Consider the following 17,711-nt stretch of genomic DNA (forward strand, 5'->3'; position numbering starts at 1 on the left):
CGCCTCGCCGAGGCGGCCGACACACTACTTCTCGCCCGCGCTCAGGCCGCGGGTTCAGCCGCCGCTCTTGCGCCGGAACGACCGCTGGCTCGCGGCCGGGCCGTGCGCTCCACGGACCTTCGACCCGTCGACGTTCGCGGCGGTGTCAGCGGCGTCCGCCTGCGCACCGCGCTTGCGCGCCAGGGCCTCCCGGAACTTGCGTTTCAGGTCGTAGTGGCCGTCGCCGTCGGGCACGAGAGCGGACGTCCCGGGGTCAGCCGGCTCCGAACCTTCTGTGGACGCAGACTCTGCGGTCATGGTGATCTCCTGGGTTCGGGCAGTGGGAAGCACAGCTTGTCATGCCGAGCACGGTGCCGGGCACCGGCGTCACCATGGCTCCGGCGCCGGCGGGTGTCCCCGCGCGGCGGCTGTCAGCCGCCGCGACGCACCAGGGCCGCCCGGCGGGCCTCCGCGAGCTTGCGGGCCTCGGCGGCCCTGCGTGAGCCGCCGGCGCCGCGGGAGGTGTCCTTGCTCGTGCCCAGGCCGCGGAACGGAGCGTTGGTGTTCTTGGGCCGGGGTGCGGCGGGCCCGCCGTCGAGCGGGATGCCGGAGGGGGCCTTCGCCCCGGTGATCCGGCTCAGCTCCGCCTCGCCCGAGCGCACCTTGGTGATGGTCGGCTCGATGCCGGCCTCGGCCAGCAGCAGGCTCATCTCGCGGCGCCGGCCCGACGGCACCAACGTGACGACGCTGCCGGACTCACCGGCCCGGGCGGTGCGGCCGGCGCGGTGCACATAGTCCTTGGGGTCGGTGGGCGGGTCGACGTTGACCACGAGATCGAGGTCGTCGACATGCAGGCCACGGGCCGCGACATTGGTCGCCACCAGGACGGTGACCTGGCCGTCCCTGAACTGCGCGAGGGTCCGGGTGCGCTGCGGCTGGGACTTGCCGCTGTGCAGGGCCGCGGCGCGCACTCCGCTGGCCCTCAGATGCCGGGTGAGCTGGTCGACTCCGTGCTTGGTGTCCAGGAACAGCAGGACGCGGCCGTCGCGGGCGGCGATCTCCGTGGTCACGGCGTACCGGTCGGGGCCGTGGACGACCAGCAGCTGATGGTCCATCGTGGTGACCGCGCCCGCCGAGGGGTCCACCGAGTGGACGACGGGGGCGTGGAGGTAGCGGTCGACCAGCAGGTCGACGTCACGGTCCAGAGTGGCCGAGAACAGCATCCGCTGGCCCTCGGGGTGCACCTGGTCGAGCGCCTCGGTGACTTGCGGCAGGAAGCCCATGTCGCACATCTGGTCGGCCTCGTCGAGGACGGTGATCCGCACCCGCCCCAGGCGGCAGGCCCTGCGCTCGACGAGGTCGTGCAGCCGGCCGGGCGTGGCCACGACGACCTCGGCCCCGTCACGCAGCGCGGCGGCCTGCCGGCCGACCGACATGCCGCCGACGACCGTGGCCATCCGCAGCCGGAGGGCGTCGGCGTACGGCGCGAGCGCCTCGGTGACCTGTTGGGCCAGCTCCCGGGTGGGCACCAGGACCAGGGCGAGGGGCTGCTTCGGTTCCGCGCGCCGCCCGGCGGTCCGGGTGAGCAGCGGCAGGCCGAAGGCGAGCGTCTTGCCCGATCCGGTGCGCCCGCGCCCCAGGATGTCGCGTCCCGCGAGGGCCTCCGGCAGCGTGGCCGCCTGGATCGGAAAGGGCTCGCGCACACCGAGTTCGTCAAGCGTGCGCAGCACCTCGGCCGCCAGGCCCAGACCGGCGAAGGAAGCGACCCGAGGCACCGCGGGGGCAGTGGCCACGGACGGGGCGGGACCGCCGGTGGAGGTGCCGGGGCGGTCGGGGTGAGTCATGAGGAGCCTTCCGCAGGGGGAACGTACCGAAGAAGGCCCGGTGGGAAGGAGCATCCGACAAGGGGAACCGAACAGCTGCTACGGAGGGCCTGAGGGTCACGAGCACGCAAAAGTAGCAGAGTAACACAGAGTGACAGGCGGGCGTCGGGGAGCTGATCGCCCCCCCCGCGCCCCGTCCTCGCGGTGAACCCCGGCCGGGGAGGGGCATCGTCCGCGGCCCGGTACCTGCCCGGCGTGGACGATGCCCCTCCCCCTCCTCGACCGGTCAGGCGCGCTGGTGTCCCAGGGGCTGGGCCGGGTCGGCCTGAGCGTTCTCGGCGGTGTCCGGGCGACCGTGCCGTGGCGCGCTCCCGCCCTTCGGCGCGCCCTCTGCGACCTGCTGCTTCGAAGGGCGCAGCAGGACGACGGCGCACGCCGCGGCGAGCACCGCCGACGTGGCGGCCACCACGAGGCACAGGCGCATGCCGTCGAGGAGGGACTCGCCCAGGGCGCCGTAGACCTGACCCGCTGTGGAGCCGAGGTTCATCCCGGCGACCGCGCCCAGGCCGCCCTCCTCGGCGGTGGACACGATGGTGTGGGCCTGGGCGCCGGTCACACCGGCGTCGGCGAGGTGACCGGGCAGGGCGTGCACGGCTCGGGTGGACAGCAGGGCGCCGAGGACGGCCGGGCCGAGCGCGCCGCCGACCTGGCGGAAGGTGTTGTTGGCGGCCGAGGCCATGCCCGCCAGGTGGTGCGGCACGGCGGCGACGGCCGTGGCCGTCATCGGCGTGGTGACGAGTCCGAGGCCCACGCCCAGCACGATCAGCCGCCAGGCGATCGAGCCGTAGGAGGTGTCGGCGTCGAGGTTCGTCATGGCCAGCAGCGGCCCGGCGATCAGGAGCAGACCGGCGGTGATCATCCAGCGGGCCGGGACGCGATGCATCAGTCGTCCGGCCGGGGCTCCGGCCACGATCGCGGCGACGGGCACCAGCAGCAGCCGTCCGCCGGCTTCCAGGGTGCCGAGCTGCTGGACCATGCCGAAGTACAGGCTGAGGACGAAGAAGAAGCCGATCAGTCCGAGGAAGGTGATCAGGGCGATCAGGGCGGTGGCGGTGAAGGCCGCGCTGCGGAACACCGCCAGGTCCAGCATGGGGCTCGCGCTGCGCCGCTCCACCAGCACGAAGGCGCCCAGCGCGACGACGCCCAGCGCGAGGGCGGCGACCACCTCGGGAGCGGTGAAGGAGTCGGCGCCGCCCTCGATCACGCCGTAGACGAGCGCCGTGATGCCCACGGCCGCGGTGATCTGGCCGGGCCAGTCGAGCTTGCGCCCGTGCTGGGCACGCGAGTCGGTCAGCAGGGGGGCGGCGACGGCCGCGGCGACCAGCGGGAGCGGGACGGACAGCAGGTAGATCCAGCGCCAGGCGAAGTGGTCGAGGACGACGCCGGCGACGACCGGGCCGACGGCCAGGGCCGCGAGCAGGGCCATGGCCCACAGGCCGATGAACTTGCCGCGCTCACGGTGGTCGGGCACCGCGTGGCTGATCAGCGCCAGGGTGGTGGGCAGGAGCGCGGCCGAGCCGAGACCGGCGAGGGCCTGCCCGGCCCACAGCGTCCGGATGTCGTGCGCGCACAGGGCGACGGCCGCGCCCGCCGCGCAGAAGAGCAGTCCTGACAGGAAGACCTTCTTACGGCCGTGCACGTCGCCGAAGACTCCGGCGGTGAGGATGAAGGCCGCCATGGGCAGGACGAACGCGTCCTGCACCCAGGACAGTTGGGCGGTCGAGGTGTTCAGTGCCCGCTGGATGGCGGGCAGGCTGACCGCGACCGTGGTGATCGGCAGGTAGGCGACGAACACGCCGAGGCAGGCCATGACGACGGTGGCCGCCCGCCGGTCGGTCGGTCTGATCGCCGTTGTGGTGGCGTTCACGGACATTCTCCGCTTTCTCCCGTGCGGCGTGGTGGTGCCGCGGTCGGTCGGTTGGGGCAGGGGGTTGGCGCACGGGGGCTGCCGTGCTGGGGGGGGCGGGCGGCCCTGACCTGCGGGATGGAGCCGGGGCGGGCAGCCCTGACCTGCGGGATGGTGCCGGTGGCGTCCCGCAGACATCGGTGGGTGGGGTTCTCCGCGGCTTACGCGACCGGTCCGGACTCGGCCCGGTAGGCGGCCAGATGGAGGCGCAGGTCGACACGGGAGCGCACCGGCTTGTACGGGGCCCGCGCGACGGTGGCCCGGATCCGCTTGACCGGGTCGCCCGGGTTGCCCCAGACGACCTCGACCGGTGCGCCGATCCCGGCGTCGGCCGTGTTCAGCACGGACAGGGACAGCATCTGACGGAAGTGACGGCTGTAGCCGCGCTGGGTGGCCGCGCCGACGACGACGCCGTCACGCTCGACCCGGTCCACCCACAGGTGGCCGCGCAGGTCGCGGGGCATGTCCATGAACGTGTGGTGCGGGCCGTCGCCGTAGAGCGAGCGGTGCACGTCGAGCACGTCCTCGCTGTTCCAGACCAGGGTGCGCAGGACCCGGGCGGGCCGGGCCAGTTTCTCGCGCAGCGCCGTGTCCCCGGGGAAGGGGTGGTCGAAGCTGATCTGCCGGGTCCAGCCGAGCTCCACCGGGTCGCGGTAGTAGTCGCGCAGCGACTCGCCCTGGAAGCTGCCGGCGAGGTAGGCGCGCGGGATGTGCCACGGTGAGCTGAGCAGGTGGGCGAGGAAGCCGGCCTGCTCGGGCTCGTACAGGGCGGGCAGATAGTCCAGGTTCCGGGTGGGGACGGCGTTCTCGAGATGGTTCAGGGGCGCGGCCCGGTTGCCCAGGCGGCGGATGCCGTACTTCTGTCCGGCCTGGACGACGGCGTCGTACACGGTGCTGCCGATCTCGCGCGGTCCCTGCAGCTCGAAGCCGACCTCGCCGGCCATGCCCTGGCGCAGGGCCCAGATGCGGTGCCCCGCGAGGATGACGGGCACCGCATGCATGTACGGGGTGTCCAGCAGCCGTTCGTCGCCGGTCAGTTCCAGCAGCAGCGGGATCGACGCCGGGCCGGAGACCTGGTACACGAACCAGTCCTCGTCCTCGGCGGTGGCCTCGAAGCCGCCCTGCTCCAGGTGGTAACGGGCATAGTCGCCGCCCGGCCCGTGGAACACGTGGTCCTCCTCGTCCAGCCGGGTCAGGATGCCCTCGCTGATGACATGGCCGTGCGCGTCGGTCTGCACGACGTGCTTGGAGGCGCCCACCGGGAAGGTCCGGAAGGAGTTCACCGAGATCGACGAGAACAGCTCGGGCACGCCGGGTCCGCGGAAGCGGGTCTGCGGCAGGAACGACCAGTCACCGATGTAACAGGTCCGCTTCCAGGACATGCTCTCGTCGAGCCAGTCGGTGTGCTCCGGCTGTCCGAAGAGCTTGGCGAGGATGTCGAACGGGGGTGTCGAGCGGAAGGCGTCGACGGTGAAGTCCACGGGGGCGGATGCCTCTCTGGGGATGGTGGTCTCGGCTCGTGAGCGGTGGTGCGGGCCGACTCGTCCGCGCAGTGGGGCCCGGGGCCCGGAGCGCCCGCGGGGGGGGGATGCGAGGAAGACGCTCCGGGCCGGTCAGGGAGCGGCAGCGACGGGCGGGTCAGGGAGCGGCAGCGACGCCCCGCCGGGCGGCCGGCCCGCAGACCGCACGGAGCAACGCGGCGGGGACCGGTGGCACCACACCGGCCACCCGATGGGTGCGGGAGAGCCCGGTGTGCGGGAGCGCCGCCCGGTGGGCCGGGACCGCACCCGCCGTGGTGAGGTGCATCAGCACGACGAACGTGCCGATGCAGGCCGCTGTCGGTGGCAGCCACGTGCTCATGGGAGTCACGTCCTTTCTTCAGGACGTGCCCAGCATCCGCCTCGACGTCTCCGGCCATGAACCCAGCAGCGTGAAGTGAACAAAAACCTCTACGCGAAGGGGAGCACGTGGCAGACTCCCCCCATGATCGACGCTGTGGACAGGAAAATCCTCCACGCACTGCAATGCGCGCCCCGTGCCCCGTTCCGCCGCATCGGCGAGGTGACCGGCGTCTCGGAGCAGACGGCCGCCCGGCGTTACCACGCGCTGCGCCGCAGCGGGGTGATGCGGGTGGTCGGTCTCGTCGATCCGGCGGTGCACGGGCAGGCCCAGTGGGTGGCCCGCATCCGTTCCCGCCCCGACCGGGTCGGGCCGCTGGCGGACTCCCTGGCCAAGCGTCCGGACATCGCCTACGCCGGCCTCGCCTCCGGCGGCTCGGAGATCATCTGCATGATCCGCTCCCCCGTGGCGGCCGACCGCGACGACGTCCTGCTGCGCCAGCTGCCCCGCTCGGCCTCCGTCCTCGACGTCGGCATCGACCTGGTCCTGCACACCTTCGGCGAGACCGGGACCAGCGAATGGACGGGCTACGGCGCCGGCCTCACCCCCGACCAGGTACGGCAGCTCACCGGCGACGGGCCCCCCGCTCCCGCCGGCCCCCTCCGGACCCCCACGGACGAGGACGCCCCGCTGCTGGCCGCCCTCGCCGAGGACGGCCGTACCACCCACACCCGCCTCGCCGGGCTCACCGGCTGGTCCCACGCGCGCGTCGCCCGCCGACTGGAGGCGCTGGAGACCTCGGGCACGCTCGTCTACGACGTCGATCTGCTGCCCGAACGCCTCGGCCACGCCCTCAACGCCACCCTCTGGCTGCGCGTCGCCCCCGCCCGCCTCGAACAGGCCGGCGAGGAACTCGCCCGGCACGCCGAGGTCGCCTTCGCCGGCGCCGTCAGCGGACGGCACAACCTGATGGCCACCGTCATCTGCCGCGATGCCGAGGACTTCTACCGCTATCTGACCACCCGCGTCGCCGCCGTCGACGGCATCGACGCCTACGAGGTCAGCATCCGCGTCCGCCGCCTGAAACAGGCCGCCTCACTCATCTTCCACGGCCGTCTCGTCCATCCGGCACCCGGCTGACGGCCACGCTCCGGTCCGGCGGCGAAGGGGACGGCGGCGCGGTCGTGGCTAGAGGTTGCAGCCACCCGACACCTCGATGTTCTGCGCGGTGACCCAGCGGCTTTCGTCGGAGACCGGTGTGGCGATCACCGCGCCGATGCCGTCGGGCTCGCCGACCCGGCCGAGTGCGGTCCTCGCGGCGAGAACCGGGACGACCTCGGGGAACCGGGTGAAGGCGTCGTCGGCGATCCGGGTGCGGGTCGGTCCCGGCGAGACGGCGTCGACGCGGATGCCCCGCGTGCTGAATTCCTTGGCCGTGTACCGGGTCAGCACGTCCAGGCCGCCCTTCATCGACGCGTACGCCGAGTTGCTGCCGGTGTTGACGATGGCCCCGCGGTGCGCCATCAGCGGCAGCAGCCTCTGCGTGAGGAAGTACGGGCCCTTGAGCCGACAGCGGCCTCAGCCACATCTCCCGCGCCGTGCGCTGGATCCGCGAGCACTACGCCCCAGCCCTTCCGGGTCGAGTACGTGGCCCGCATGTCCGGCATGAGCGTCTCCGCCCTCCGCCGCACCTTCCAGGCGGTGACCGCGATGAGCCCCCTTCAGTTCCAGGAGCAGATCCGGCTCCAGGAGGCCCGGCTGCTGCTCGCCACCCACCCGGGCGGCGTCACCGGGGTCGGCCACCGCGTCGGCTATGACAACCCGTCACAGTTCAGCCGCGAGTACCGCCGCCGGCGGTTCGGCGCACCCCCCAGCCGGGATGCGGCCCGCCTGCGCCACGGCGTGCACACTCCTGCGGGTGTCCTCCCCTGAAGATCAGTCAGCGTGATTCATTTCGCCGCCCCCTACCAGCGGATGCACCGTCGGACGCGGCGGGTCAGCATGGAAAGGAAGGGATGTTCCCGAGCGGAGGTTCCCATGACTGACAATGAAACGTTCGTCCGCGATCTCTTCCGGGCGTGGAACGACCGGGACTACGAATCCATCGCCGGGTCCGTCGCTCCGGACTGCACCCTCGTCGAGGAGGGCAGCGGAAGGACGCTGCAGGGTCCGGAAGGTTTCACCCAGCTGGCGAAGGCCATGTTCGACGCGATGCCCGACGGCAGGTTCACCCTCGACCACCTCACCTCGCAGGGGGACACGGTGGTCGTCGAGTACACGGGCAGCGGGACCCAGACCGGTGACCTGGTCCTGCACGCGGGCACCGTGCCCGCCACGGGGCGTCACGTCACGGTGCACGCGTGCGACATCTACGAGGTCGAGGACGACAAGATCAAGGCGGGGCGCGCCTATCTGGACACCGGCGCCATCATGAGCCAGCTGGGTCTGACCGAGCAGCTGCGGGGCTGACCGCAAGAAGCCCCGACGACGGGCCACGGCCGGGGGCCGCGGGGGCTTGAGTCCGCTGTGGCCACCTCCGCCACGCGACGCAGGCCGACGGCGATCCGTGGTGCCGTCAGCCGTGCGGGCTCACGCGCAGGGCGTCGGGCCGGTCGAACGCACCAAGGCCGGCGAACAGCGCGGAGGAGCGGCCCTGCGCCAGCTCCAACAGGAAGCCGGTGACACCGCCTTGGCCCGGCGCCGGGCCAGCGGCGGGCAGGCCGGCACCTGGGCGGTGAGCGGCTGGTCGCGGTCACGCCGGGCGAGGGCCGCGCAGGCGGCGACGGTGCCACCCGCGCTGTCTCCCCCGACCGCCAGCGGCTCGCCGTCCACCTGTTCCCCGGCCCGGGAGAGCGTGGTCAGCACGTCCGCCGGCTGGGCGGGCTCGACCGTCCCGGCCTGCCGACTGCCGCCGTGCGCCCGGACCAGCCAGCCGTACGACCGCGTCCGGGCCGGTGGATCCGCACAGGTAGGGGATGGGTCCCCGCGTCGAGCCCGCCCTGCCGCCACTGCCACTGCACCTCAGCGGACCGCCGGCCGGCCGGCGGTACGGACCTGTCCTCGTCCGGAGCGGTCAGGCCGGCACGGGGTTCGTACCGTCATGAGTCAGCGCGCACTCGACCGCGCACCGCGCAGGAACACGGCGCTGGTGAGGGCGCCGAGGAGGACGAGCGCGGCGTTGACCGCGATGGCCGCCTTCAGTCCGCCGAGGACGGCCGAGGCTCCGGTGCCGGTCATCGCGGCGGTGGCGACGGCGCTCATGACCGGCGTGCCCATGGTGATGCCGATCTGCTGGGTCATGGTCGCGAGCCCGGTGGCCAGGCCCTGTTCGTGGTCCGCGAGGCCGGAGGTGGCGGTGACCATGAACCCGACGATGACGAGCATGTTGCCGACACCGCCGACGAAGGTGGCGACCAGCAGCAGCCACAGGGAGGAGTGAGTGGCGCCGAGGCCGAGCAGGGCGGCCGTGAACACGGTCTGCAGGATGCCGCCGGTGATCAGCGTCTGCTTGGTGCCGGTCTTCCCGATGACCTTCGGGGCGACCGAGCCGCCGACGACCGTTCCGATGCCCAGCACGCCGAAGGACAGACCGGCGGCCAGCGGGGAGAAGCCGAGCACTTCCTGGAGGTAGAGGGTCAGCAGGAAGACCAGGGAGGTCTCGGTGAGGAAGGCGATCAGACCGGCTACGTTGCCCCAGGCCACCGAACGCTTGCCGAGCACGCCGAGCGGGACCAGCGGGGCGCTCACCTTGCGCTCGACGGCCCAGAACACGATCAGCAGCAGCACACCCGCCGCCGGCGACAGCAGGGCGTTCGCGGAGCCCCAGCCGTGCTCACCGGCCTGGGTGAGGCCGAAGACGATGGCCAGCAGACCGAGGGTGACGCTGATGGCACCGGGCACGTCCAGCTTCGGGCGCTCGTCGGGCCGGGACTCCTCGATGACCGTCGGGGCGACGATCAGGACGGCTAGGGCGACGGGCACGTTGATGAAGAACGCCCAGCGCCAGGAGAGCAGGTCGGTCAGCAGGCCGCCGAGGATCGCGCCGGTGGTGAACCCGGCGGACATCAATGCCCCGTTGAGGCCGAGGGCCTTCTCCCGCAGTGGGCCCTCCGGGAACGAGGTCGTCATGAGCGAGAGGCCGGCCGGGGTCACCGCGGCGGTCGCGAGGCCCTGGAGGACACGGGCCGTGATCAGCACCTCCGGGTTCTGTGCGAGACCACCCACGAGGGAGGCCGCGCCCAGCACCACCAGTCCGCCGAGGAAGAGCCGGCGGCGGCCGAAGAGGTCCGCGACCCGGCCGAACAGCAGGGTGAAGCCCGCCGCGCACAGGGCGAACGCGGTGCCGATCCACTGCAGATGCGCCAGCGAGAAGCCCAGGCCCTCGCCGATCACCGGCAGCGCCACGTTCAGGATGGAGAAGTCCACGGCCAGCATGAACTGGGCCGCGAGCAGCAGCACCAGCACCAGCCGCAGGCGCGGAGTGAGGACGGCCGGGGCCGTTCCTACGGCCGTACCGGCCGTGTCCGAATCCGTGACGGACATGACGTCGAGTACCTTTCGTTCGCGCTTCTCGGGTGCGTCTGTCGTGCGCACCGCCGGGAAGGAGACTCGTCTCGGCCCGGGACCCCAGCCAGCACCCCGTCTCGCACAGCCGGCGCAAGGGTGGTCATCACATGACCACCCTTACGGCTCACGACCGGCGCGATGGGCGGGCATCCTGGAGAGGAGCGAACGGGAGGCATCGATGGACGCTCCGTCCGAACTGGGCGACTTCCTCAAGTCCCGCCGTGCCGCACTGCGCCCGGAGGACGTCGGCATCACCCCGCATCCGACCCGCCGCCGGGTCAGCGGACTGCGCCGGGAGGAACTGGCCACGCTCGCCGGGGTCAGCATCACCCACTACACCCGTCTCGAACAGGGCCGCGCCCTCAGCGCCTCGGACTCCGTGCTGGACGCGATCGCGCGCACCCTGCGGCTGACCGACGACGAGACCGCGCATCTGAAGGACCTGGCCCGCCCCACCGCCACCGCCGCCCGTCCCGCCACACCCCGCGCCGAGCAGGCCAGTCCCTCGGCACGGCAGCTGCTGGCGGCCATGTCCGAGGTGCCGGCACTGGTCCTGGACCGCCGCAACGACGTACTGGCCTGGAACCGGCTGGGGCACGCACTGCTCGCCGCGCATCTGCCCGCGGACAGCCCCGGGACGCCGGGCACCCGGCCCAATGTGACGCGGATGCTGTTCCTGGACGAGCGCTACCGCGCGCTGTACACCGACTGGCACGACGAGGCGCAGCTCGCGGTCGCCTCGCTGCGGCTGATCGCCGGCCGGCACCCCGACGACCGCCGGCTGACCGAGCTGGTCGGCCAACTCGCCGTTCAGTGCGACGAGTTCGCCTCCCGCTGGGCCCGCCATCCGGTGCGCACCTGCACCTCGGGGGTGAAGCGGCTGCGTCACCCGTCGGTCGGCCCGATGGAGCTGAGCTTCGAGAACCTCGTCATCCCCGGCTCGGCCGGCCAGCGCCTGATCGCCTACACGGCGGAACCGGGCTCCCCCTCTGAGGCGGCTCTACGCCTGCTGGGCAGCGCAGCCGCACCTGAGGTCGAGAGCGCCGCCACGGCGGTGTAGGCCGGATCGCGTCGACCGGCCGGGAGACGGCCACGGAGATGAACTCACCAGCAGCGGATACCGCCCCTTGCGCCAGTTCCTGAATCCACCGCTCTGATGAGACGTTTCCGCAGCCCAGGAGCCTGCATGGTGGGGCGGGTGGGACTCGAACCCACGGCCGACGGATCATGAGTCCTTTGAGGATCTTGGCGGCCTTTGACGATCAGTGCCCATTCACGACGTTTTCGCCGGCCAGACCGGGCGGGTCGTGTCTACGCCCCTCCCGTCCTTGTCGGTCTGTTCCCATCCTTGCGTCCCAACTGCGTCCCGACCCCGTCCGTGACAGCCAGGGACACCGGGCTGTCGGGCGATTACGCCAGCTCGAAGGCGGGTTTCGAACCCGTCCGCAGCAGTCTGGCGATCCATTGCGCAGACGCTCCGCGCTCATCGACGCATGGACGTGCGCACCCACCTACGCCGGTTCGGTGAACTGGTCGAACACCATCACCGCGGCCCGGGTGGCGAGGGACCAGCGGTCCCGTCCTTCCGGGTCCTCCAGGTTGGGATGTCCGGCGATCCAGCGCATGTGGAAGCCGTCGAGCAGGGCGGCGATGGTGGTGGCGAGGTGTTCGATCTTGTAGGGCGCGCGCATACGCAGCCCGTAGGCGTCCAGCAGCGCCTGGTACGCCTCGCAGGCGACCTCGGTGAACGACTCGCCGTAGTGCCCCAGGGCGTCGCGGACGCGTGGGTTGGCGGCGCTGGCGTAGAAGCCGAGCAGCACGCGGTAGATCGGGTCCACTCGGTGGTTCTCGTGGTTGTCCGTCAGGACGTCGTTGAGAGCCTCCTGCCAGGTCTTGCCGGTGTCGACCGCCTCCTTGAAACGGCGGATGCTCTCCGGCAGCCCCGGGACCAGTTCGGCCTGTCGGCTGGTGAGGTGGAAGAGGAGATCTGCCTGGAAGTCGGCCTGGGCGGGCCAGATCTGGTAGATGGATCCGGTCGTGATCGCTGGTGCGGTGTCGTCGCCCAGTCTCTCCCGCATGATGCGGGTGGCTTCCTCGGTGACCCGCTTGACGCGGATATGAGCAAGGGCTGCGGAGACGGCAGCCTCGCTCGTGTCGGAGGTGCCGGCACAGACGAGCTGGGTTGCCGCTTCCAGCATGAGGGCCCGGGTCTCTTCGGGTGAGCGCCGAGGGAGCCTGCGCCTCAGGGCGTGCTCCGCCATGTCCTTCCCTCCCATTGCATGATCGTTAATTCGGTGTGAACCGGGACGTTGACAGGGCGCCAGCGTACACCTAGATTCCCGATCCGTAAGAAAGTTACGAAACTCGAAAGCGCCGATCACCTGGTCTTTCGAAGTTCCTCGGGCTGGACCGGGGCACCGGTCACCCCGGTGCGCACTCCTGCCCCTCCTCTGCCTTCCGCGCTCTCCCCGCATGCCGTGCCGGGCACCGCCCTGCCGTTTTCCGATCCTGGAGGATCCCGCATGCCCGCCATCTCACGCCCCCTCAGACTCGGCCTCGTCTCCGCCGCCATGGCGCCCCTGCTGGGCGTCGCCGCATGCAGCGGATCGGGCACCAACGCACCCTCGTCGGCCGGCGCCTCCGGAGGCGGCTCCTCCGCGACTTCGGACTCCCGCTCGGCGAGTGACGTCGTGACCGACTACCTCGGCTACGTCGGCGGAAAGGCGGGCAAGGCCGACGCCGGCCTCGACCCGGTCACCCTGGGCTGGGTGAACGTCGAAGGCGGCCCCGGCGGCAACCCCGAAGCCACCTTCGGTGCCCGTGCCGCGGTGAAGTACGTCAACGACAGGCTGGGCGGCATCGGCGGGCACCCGCTGAAGCTGAACGTCTGCACGGTGGTGTCCGCCGAGGAGGAGGGACAGAAGTGCGGCCAGCAACTGCTGGGCGACAAGGAGGTCTCCGCCATCGGCGTCGGCAATCTCTACCTCGGTGACGCCTCCTTCAACTCCGTGATCGCGGGCAAGAAGCCCGTGCTGGTCGGAGTGGCGACGGGCCCGACCATGCCCACCGCGAAGAACACCTTCAGCACGTTCGGCGACCTGCCGCACATCTTCGGCACCTGGGGCACGTACGCCCGCGACGTGCTGAAGGCGAAGACCGCGGCGGTGATCCACACGAGCACGCCCGGCGACAAGATCGCCTCCGGGGCAGCGGTGAAAGGCCTGGAAGCCGCCGGTCTGAAGGTGAAGTCCGTCGGATTCGACGCCCAGTCGACCGATCTGATCGGCCCGGTCACCGCGGCCGGGGCGAACACCGCGGATGTCGTGGTCCCCCTCTCCATCGGTGGCGGATGCGTCGGAATCGCCAAGGCACTGAAGCAGCTCAATGTCACCAAGCCGGTGGTCTCCACACCGCTGTGCATGTCCCCCGATGTCGCCCAGGGGCTCGGAGGGGATCTGCCCACCTGGACGTACGGCGTCGCCCAGACGCTGCCGATGGACTCCTCGGCCGCCGACTCCAAGGCGTTCCTGAAGGCCTCGGCGCAGGCGGGGCTGGGCAAGGACGACCAGTCCAAGGTCTTCGCGCCGCTGGGCTGGAGCACGATCCTGACCTACGCGAAGGTGCTCAACGCCATCGGCCCGGACAAGATCACCCCCGCGTCGGTGACCGAGCAGCTCAAGAAGTTCCCCGGGCCGGTCATCATGGGCGCCGCCGAGGTCAAGTGCGGCAAGTACCCGGACGCCCCCGCCGTCTGCAACGACCAGGCGAGGTTCTACCAGTACGAAGGCAAGGGCCGGTTCAAGCCCCTGACCGACTGGATCCGCCCGCCCCAGTGAGCCCCGCCCGCCCCACCGCCGCTGAGGTTGCGGCCCTCGCGGGACGCAGCCTCAGCAGCGCGGACTCGCGGACTTGCGGACTCATGACAGGAGTCATGAATTGGAACAGATCCTGCTCTTCGCCGTCCTCGGCCTCGGCCAGGGGGCACTGATCGCCGGCATCGCGCTCGGCGTGGTGGTCACCTACCGGGGCTCGGGCATCATCAACCTGTCCACCGGCGCGGTCGCCATGGCCTCGGCCTATGCCTTCTGGGCCCTGACCACCGGTTTCTTCGGGTTCACGCTGCCCGTCGGGCCCGCTCTCGCCGGGGCCCTCGCGGTCGCACTCGCCGTCGGAGTGCTCACGGAGGTGGCGGTCTTCAAGCCGCTGCGAGCTGTCTCCCCCCTGGCCAAACTCGCGGCCTCCCTCGGCATCCTGCTCACCCTGCAGGCCACCGTGCTCCTGGTCTTCGGGGTGCAGCCGCAGCAGGCACCGAGCATCCTTCCGACCGGCACCGTCACCATGCTGGGCATCACCACACCCTCCGACCGCTTCGTCCTGGCCGGACTGGTCGTCGTGATCGCCCTTGTCCTCGGGGCCCTGTACCGGTGGAGCCGCTTCGGCCTGGCCACCCGCGCGGCCTCGGAGAACGAACAGGCCGCTCTTCTGGCAGGCCTGTCACCCAACAGCGTCTCGATGGCCAACACACTCCTGGCCGCCCTGGTCGCCGGGCTCCTCGGTGTCCTGGCCGCGCCCATCGTCCAGGTCGACTCCATGACGCTCCCCCTGCAGGTGGTCCCGGCCCTGGCCGCCGCCCTCTTCGCCGGGTTCACCTCGCTGTGGATCGCCTGCACCGCGGGCATCCTCATCGGAGTGCTCCAGTCGATCGTGTACTACCTGTCCACGCAGAGCTGGTTCCCGACCGACGACGGCAACGCCATGCCCGGCCTCCAGCAGCTCCTCGTCTTCGCCCTGATGGTCGTCGCCCTGTATGTGCGCGGTGCCGGTCTGCCGCGCCGCGGTGAACTCGTCGAACAGCGGCTGCCCGCGGTACCCCTGCCCGAGCGGCTGCTACGTCCCGCCCTGATGGCCACCGCGGTCGCCGCCGCCGCGCTGATAGTGCTCCCGTTCGACTTCCGCCAGGCACTCACGAACTCGTTGATCGGCATGGTCATCGTCCTGTCCTACGTCGTCATCACCGGCTACGTCGGACAGATCTCCGTGATGCAGCTCGCGCTCTCCGGAACCGCGGGCTTCATCCTCTCCCACCTCTCGGTCCGGTGGGGGATCCCGTTCCCGTTCTCCGCCCTCGGCTCGATGGTGCTGGCCACACTGCTCGGAGTGGCCGCGGGCGTCTCCGCCCTGCGGGTGCGGGGCGTGAGCCTGGCCGTCGTCACCCTGGCCGCTGCCCTGACCATGGAACAGGCACTGTTCAACAACACCTCGTTCGGCGGCACGGCCGGAGTGTCCGTACCCCCGCCGCGCCTGTTCGGGATCGACCTCGGCCCGAAAGCGGACTTCCGCGGCCTGGACGGCAACGAACCCAGCCCTATGTTCGGCTTCCTCGTCCTGGCCGTCACCGTCGCCCTCGGGTTGTACGTCGCCCATCTCAGGCGCACCGGACTCGGCCGGCGGATGCTCGCCGTCCGCTCCAACGAGCGCGCCGCCGCGGCAGCCGGTGTCGACGTGCGCGCCGTGAAGATCGCCGCGTTCGCGATCAGTTCCTTCATCGCCAGCGCCGCCGGCACCCTCTACGGCTACAACTTCGGCTCGGTCAGCGCCGCCCGGTTCACCGCGCTGGCCGCCCTCGGCCTGATCGGTTTCGCCTACATCGGCGGCATCACCATGGTGTCCGGAGCCGTGATCGCGGGGCTGATGTCCACCGAGGCGCTGCTGCCCCACGCGCTGGACAAGTGGTTCGGGATCAAGGGGACTTGGGCCCTGCTCTTCGGCGGCGTCTCCCTGATCGTGACGCTGATCGCCAACCCCGACGGCATCGCGGGCGCCGCCCACCGCCGGAGGACGGCGAAGAGGGCGAGACGCGCGGCGGCCACGACCGGACCACCGGCCGACAACGCATCCGCCGTCGGCTCCCCACAGATCCACCTCGGCCGTACCACTGCCGACGCCAAGGAGGTCGCACCGTGAACGTGCTCTCTGTCCAGCAGTTGGGCGTCAGCTACGGCGGCGTCCACGCGCTCAGCGATGTCTCCCTGGAGGTCGGCGAGGGCCAACTCGTGGGGCTCATCGGCCCCAACGGGGCCGGCAAGACCACCTTCGTGGACGCGGTCACCGGCCTCGTCGCCGCCCGAGGAAGGGTGGAACTGGATGGCAAGGACCTGACCGGACGGCCGCCCCATGTACGGGCCCGCCGAGGACTCGCCCGCACCTTCCAAAGCAGCGAACTCTTCGAAGACCTCACGGTCGCGGAGAACCTCCAGGTCACGGCGGACCCTTCGACGTGGTGGACCGCGCTCGGCGAGACCTTCGGCCGCCGCCCGGCCTCGAACCCCGCTGTCCCTGAGGCCCTTGCGGCCCTGGGACTCGAGGACCTGGCCGACGCCTCGGCACACGAACTGTCCCAGGGCAGACGCAAACTCGTCGGCGTGGCACGGGCCTTGGCAGCCCGCCCCCGCATCATCTGTCTCGACGAACCCGCGGCCGGCCTGGACACGACGGAGAGCGCCGAACTCGGACGCAGACTGCGCGCGGTCGCCGAGGCCGGCACCGCGCTGCTCCTCATCGACCACGACATGAGCCTCGTGATGGGCATCTGCGACCACGTCGTCGTCCTGGAGTTCGGCAAGGTGATCGCCTCCGGGACGCCCGCACAGGTCCGCACCGACCCCGCCGTCGTGACCGCCTACCTCGGGGCATCCGCCGTCCAGCCTGCCACCGCGTCCGGCACTTCGACCGCCGGCTCCGCCAAGGCCCTCACCAGCACACCGGAGACACCATGAGCACCCCCGTCCTGAAGGTGGCCGGACTCACCGCCGGATACGACGGAGCCGCTGTCATCCGCGGGATCGACCTCGAGGTGGGCGCGGGAGAGGTCGTCGCCCTCCTCGGGGCCAACGGAGCGGGGAAGACCACCACGCTCAAGGCCGTCTCCGCGCTGCTGCGCCCCCTTGCCGGCACCATCACCTTCAACGGAACGGACCTCGGCAGGATCCCGGCAGCGACCCGCGCCCGCCTCGGCATCGCCCACGTTCCGGAAGGACGAGGCATCTTCTCCGGCCTCACGGTGGCGGAACACCTGCGCCTCGGTCACCGGGGCGAGCGCCTCGACCAGGCGGCCGCCACGCGTTACTTCCCCGCCCTGTCCCGCCTCCAGGACCGCAAGGCAGGACTGCTCTCCGGCGGCGAGCAGCAGATGCTCGCCATGGGACGGGCCCTGGCCCGCGGCCCCAAGCTGCTCCTGCTCGACGAGCTCAGCCTCGGTCTGGCACCCATCATCGTCGAGGAGTTGCTGCCCATCGTCAGGCGCTATGCCGACGACACCGGCTGCGGGGTGCTGCTCGTCGAACAGCACGTCGGCCTCGCCCTCGACATAGCCGACCGCGGCTACGTCCTCTCCCACGGCGAGATCACCGCGCACGCCACGGCCCAGGAACTCCGGGCCGACCAGTCCCTGATCATCGCCGGCTACCTCGGCGAGCAGCACGTCTGACCCGGCCGGGCGGCCGCAACCTTCGTACACCACAACCGCCGTGAGCCTGAAC

16 protein-coding genes and 1 pseudogene are annotated in these 17,711 nt (G+C 71.4%); 8 read left to right on the top strand and 9 right to left on the bottom strand.

Going from position 1 to position 17,711, the window contains the following annotated elements; genetic code table 11:
- Positions 1-54 precede the first annotated feature (54 nt).
- The 5 genes from ACFY2L_RS03780 to ACFY2L_RS03800 all read right to left on the bottom strand — a co-directional run bounded on the left by ACFY2L_RS03780 (position 55) and on the right by ACFY2L_RS03800 (position 5,628).
- Positions 55-297 (bottom strand): DUF5302 domain-containing protein, encoded by a 243-nt coding sequence (locus ACFY2L_RS03780; protein WP_390821391.1) that lies wholly within the window; start codon positions 295-297, stop codon positions 55-57.
- Positions 298-410: 113 nt separating this feature from the next.
- Positions 411-1,823: a DEAD/DEAH box helicase gene (locus tag ACFY2L_RS03785; protein ID WP_390821392.1), complete on the bottom strand. Its 1,413-nt coding sequence runs from the start codon at positions 1,821-1,823 to the stop codon at positions 411-413.
- A gap of 265 nt (positions 1,824-2,088) precedes the next feature.
- On the bottom strand, positions 2,089-3,729 hold the full coding sequence (locus ACFY2L_RS03790; protein ID WP_390821393.1) for an MFS transporter: 1,641 nt from the start codon (positions 3,727-3,729) through the stop codon (positions 2,089-2,091).
- A gap of 200 nt (positions 3,730-3,929) precedes the next feature.
- Positions 3,930-5,249, bottom strand: a complete 1,320-nt coding sequence (locus tag ACFY2L_RS03795; RefSeq protein WP_390821394.1) for a hypothetical protein — start codon at positions 5,247-5,249, stop codon at positions 3,930-3,932.
- A gap of 157 nt (positions 5,250-5,406) precedes the next feature.
- The gene (locus ACFY2L_RS03800) at positions 5,407-5,628 is read right to left on the bottom strand and encodes a hypothetical protein (protein ID WP_390655464.1); all 222 of its coding nucleotides are present in this window, start codon (positions 5,626-5,628) and stop codon (positions 5,407-5,409) included.
- 123 nt (positions 5,629-5,751) lie between these two features.
- Here ACFY2L_RS03800 and ACFY2L_RS03805 point away from each other — a divergent pair, with 123 nt between their 5' ends.
- The gene (locus ACFY2L_RS03805) at positions 5,752-6,747 is read left to right on the top strand and encodes an Lrp/AsnC family transcriptional regulator (RefSeq protein ID WP_390655463.1); all 996 of its coding nucleotides are present in this window, start codon (positions 5,752-5,754) and stop codon (positions 6,745-6,747) included.
- 48 nt (positions 6,748-6,795) lie between these two features.
- Here ACFY2L_RS03805 and ACFY2L_RS03810 read toward each other — a convergent pair whose 3' ends face one another.
- Positions 6,796-7,131 (bottom strand): SDR family oxidoreductase, encoded by a 336-nt coding sequence (locus ACFY2L_RS03810; protein WP_390821395.1) that lies wholly within the window; start codon positions 7,129-7,131, stop codon positions 6,796-6,798.
- 41 nt (positions 7,132-7,172) lie between these two features.
- On the opposite strand from ACFY2L_RS03810, the pseudogene ACFY2L_RS03815 reads away from it, so the two are divergent.
- Positions 7,173-7,539 (top strand): annotated as a pseudogene (locus ACFY2L_RS03815) (helix-turn-helix domain-containing protein); the annotation flags it as partial.
- Positions 7,540-7,644: 105 nt separating this feature from the next.
- A complete protein-coding gene (locus ACFY2L_RS03820) occupies positions 7,645-8,076 on the top strand; it encodes an ester cyclase (RefSeq protein ID WP_390655461.1) in 432 nt (143 codons plus the stop codon).
- Positions 8,077-8,196: 120 nt separating this feature from the next.
- Here ACFY2L_RS03820 and ACFY2L_RS03825 read toward each other — a convergent pair whose 3' ends face one another.
- Together ACFY2L_RS03825 and ACFY2L_RS03830 are read right to left on the bottom strand one after the other, a co-directional pair.
- On the bottom strand, positions 8,197-8,472 hold the full coding sequence (locus tag ACFY2L_RS03825; RefSeq protein ID WP_390821396.1) for an alpha/beta hydrolase fold domain-containing protein: 276 nt from the start codon (positions 8,470-8,472) through the stop codon (positions 8,197-8,199).
- A gap of 240 nt (positions 8,473-8,712) precedes the next feature.
- Entirely contained in the window at positions 8,713-10,149 is a 1,437-nt protein-coding gene (locus ACFY2L_RS03830; RefSeq protein ID WP_390655460.1) for an MFS transporter, read from the bottom strand.
- Positions 10,150-10,351: 202 nt separating this feature from the next.
- Here ACFY2L_RS03830 and ACFY2L_RS03835 point away from each other — a divergent pair, with 202 nt between their 5' ends.
- Positions 10,352-11,233 (top strand): helix-turn-helix transcriptional regulator, encoded by an 882-nt coding sequence (locus tag ACFY2L_RS03835; RefSeq protein ID WP_390821397.1) that lies wholly within the window; start codon positions 10,352-10,354, stop codon positions 11,231-11,233.
- A 451-nt stretch (positions 11,234-11,684) separates the two neighbouring features.
- Here the strand turns inward: ACFY2L_RS03835 and ACFY2L_RS03840 are convergent, their stop codons facing one another.
- A complete protein-coding gene (locus tag ACFY2L_RS03840) occupies positions 11,685-12,371 on the bottom strand; it encodes a hypothetical protein (RefSeq protein WP_388822302.1) in 687 nt (228 codons plus the stop codon).
- A gap of 324 nt (positions 12,372-12,695) precedes the next feature.
- On the opposite strand from ACFY2L_RS03840, the gene ACFY2L_RS03845 reads away from it, so the two are divergent.
- From ACFY2L_RS03845 to ACFY2L_RS03860, 4 genes are all read left to right on the top strand, one after another.
- On the top strand, positions 12,696-14,009 hold the full coding sequence (locus tag ACFY2L_RS03845; RefSeq protein WP_390821398.1) for an ABC transporter substrate-binding protein: 1,314 nt from the start codon (positions 12,696-12,698) through the stop codon (positions 14,007-14,009).
- Between the two features lie 100 nt (positions 14,010-14,109).
- Complete coding sequence (locus ACFY2L_RS03850) at positions 14,110-16,137, top strand: branched-chain amino acid ABC transporter permease (protein WP_390821399.1); 2,028 nt, start codon at positions 14,110-14,112, stop codon at positions 16,135-16,137.
- On the top strand, positions 16,134-16,949 hold the full coding sequence (locus tag ACFY2L_RS03855) for an ABC transporter ATP-binding protein (protein ID WP_351572140.1): 816 nt from the start codon (positions 16,134-16,136) through the stop codon (positions 16,947-16,949). Before ACFY2L_RS03850 ends, ACFY2L_RS03855 begins: the two co-directional genes overlap by 4 nt.
- On the top strand, positions 16,946-17,659 hold the full coding sequence (locus ACFY2L_RS03860; protein WP_390821400.1) for an ABC transporter ATP-binding protein: 714 nt from the start codon (positions 16,946-16,948) through the stop codon (positions 17,657-17,659). Before ACFY2L_RS03855 ends, ACFY2L_RS03860 begins: the two co-directional genes overlap by 4 nt.
- Positions 17,660-17,711 lie beyond the last annotated feature (52 nt).

Origin of the sequence: Streptomyces sp. NPDC001381 (genome assembly GCF_042895685.1) — a bacterium.
Classification (GTDB): domain Bacteria; phylum Actinomycetota; class Actinomycetes; order Streptomycetales; family Streptomycetaceae; genus Streptomyces.

Coding starts and splice junctions, on each gene's coding strand:
- ACFY2L_RS03845 (WP_390821398.1), top strand. CDS start 12,696: ATGCCCGCCATCTCACGCCCCCTCAGACTCGGCCTCGTCTCCGCCGCC.
- ACFY2L_RS03820 (WP_390655461.1), top strand. CDS start 7,645: ATGACTGACAATGAAACGTTCGTCCGCGATCTCTTCCGGGCGTGGAAC.
- ACFY2L_RS03835 (WP_390821397.1), top strand. CDS start 10,352: ATGGACGCTCCGTCCGAACTGGGCGACTTCCTCAAGTCCCGCCGTGCC.
- ACFY2L_RS03840 (WP_388822302.1), bottom strand. CDS start 12,371: ATGCTGGAAGCGGCAACCCAGCTCGTCTGTGCCGGCACCTCCGACACG.
- ACFY2L_RS03785 (WP_390821392.1), bottom strand. CDS start 1,823: ATGACTCACCCCGACCGCCCCGGCACCTCCACCGGCGGTCCCGCCCCG.
- ACFY2L_RS03830 (WP_390655460.1), bottom strand. CDS start 10,149: ATGTCCGTCACGGATTCGGACACGGCCGGTACGGCCGTAGGAACGGCC.
- ACFY2L_RS03800 (WP_390655464.1), bottom strand. CDS start 5,628: ATGAGCACGTGGCTGCCACCGACAGCGGCCTGCATCGGCACGTTCGTC.
- ACFY2L_RS03810 (WP_390821395.1), bottom strand. CDS start 7,131: ATGGCGCACCGCGGGGCCATCGTCAACACCGGCAGCAACTCGGCGTAC.
- ACFY2L_RS03805 (WP_390655463.1), top strand. CDS start 5,752: ATGATCGACGCTGTGGACAGGAAAATCCTCCACGCACTGCAATGCGCG.
- ACFY2L_RS03860 (WP_390821400.1), top strand. CDS start 16,946: ATGAGCACCCCCGTCCTGAAGGTGGCCGGACTCACCGCCGGATACGAC.
- ACFY2L_RS03780 (WP_390821391.1), bottom strand. CDS start 297: ATGACCGCAGAGTCTGCGTCCACAGAAGGTTCGGAGCCGGCTGACCCC.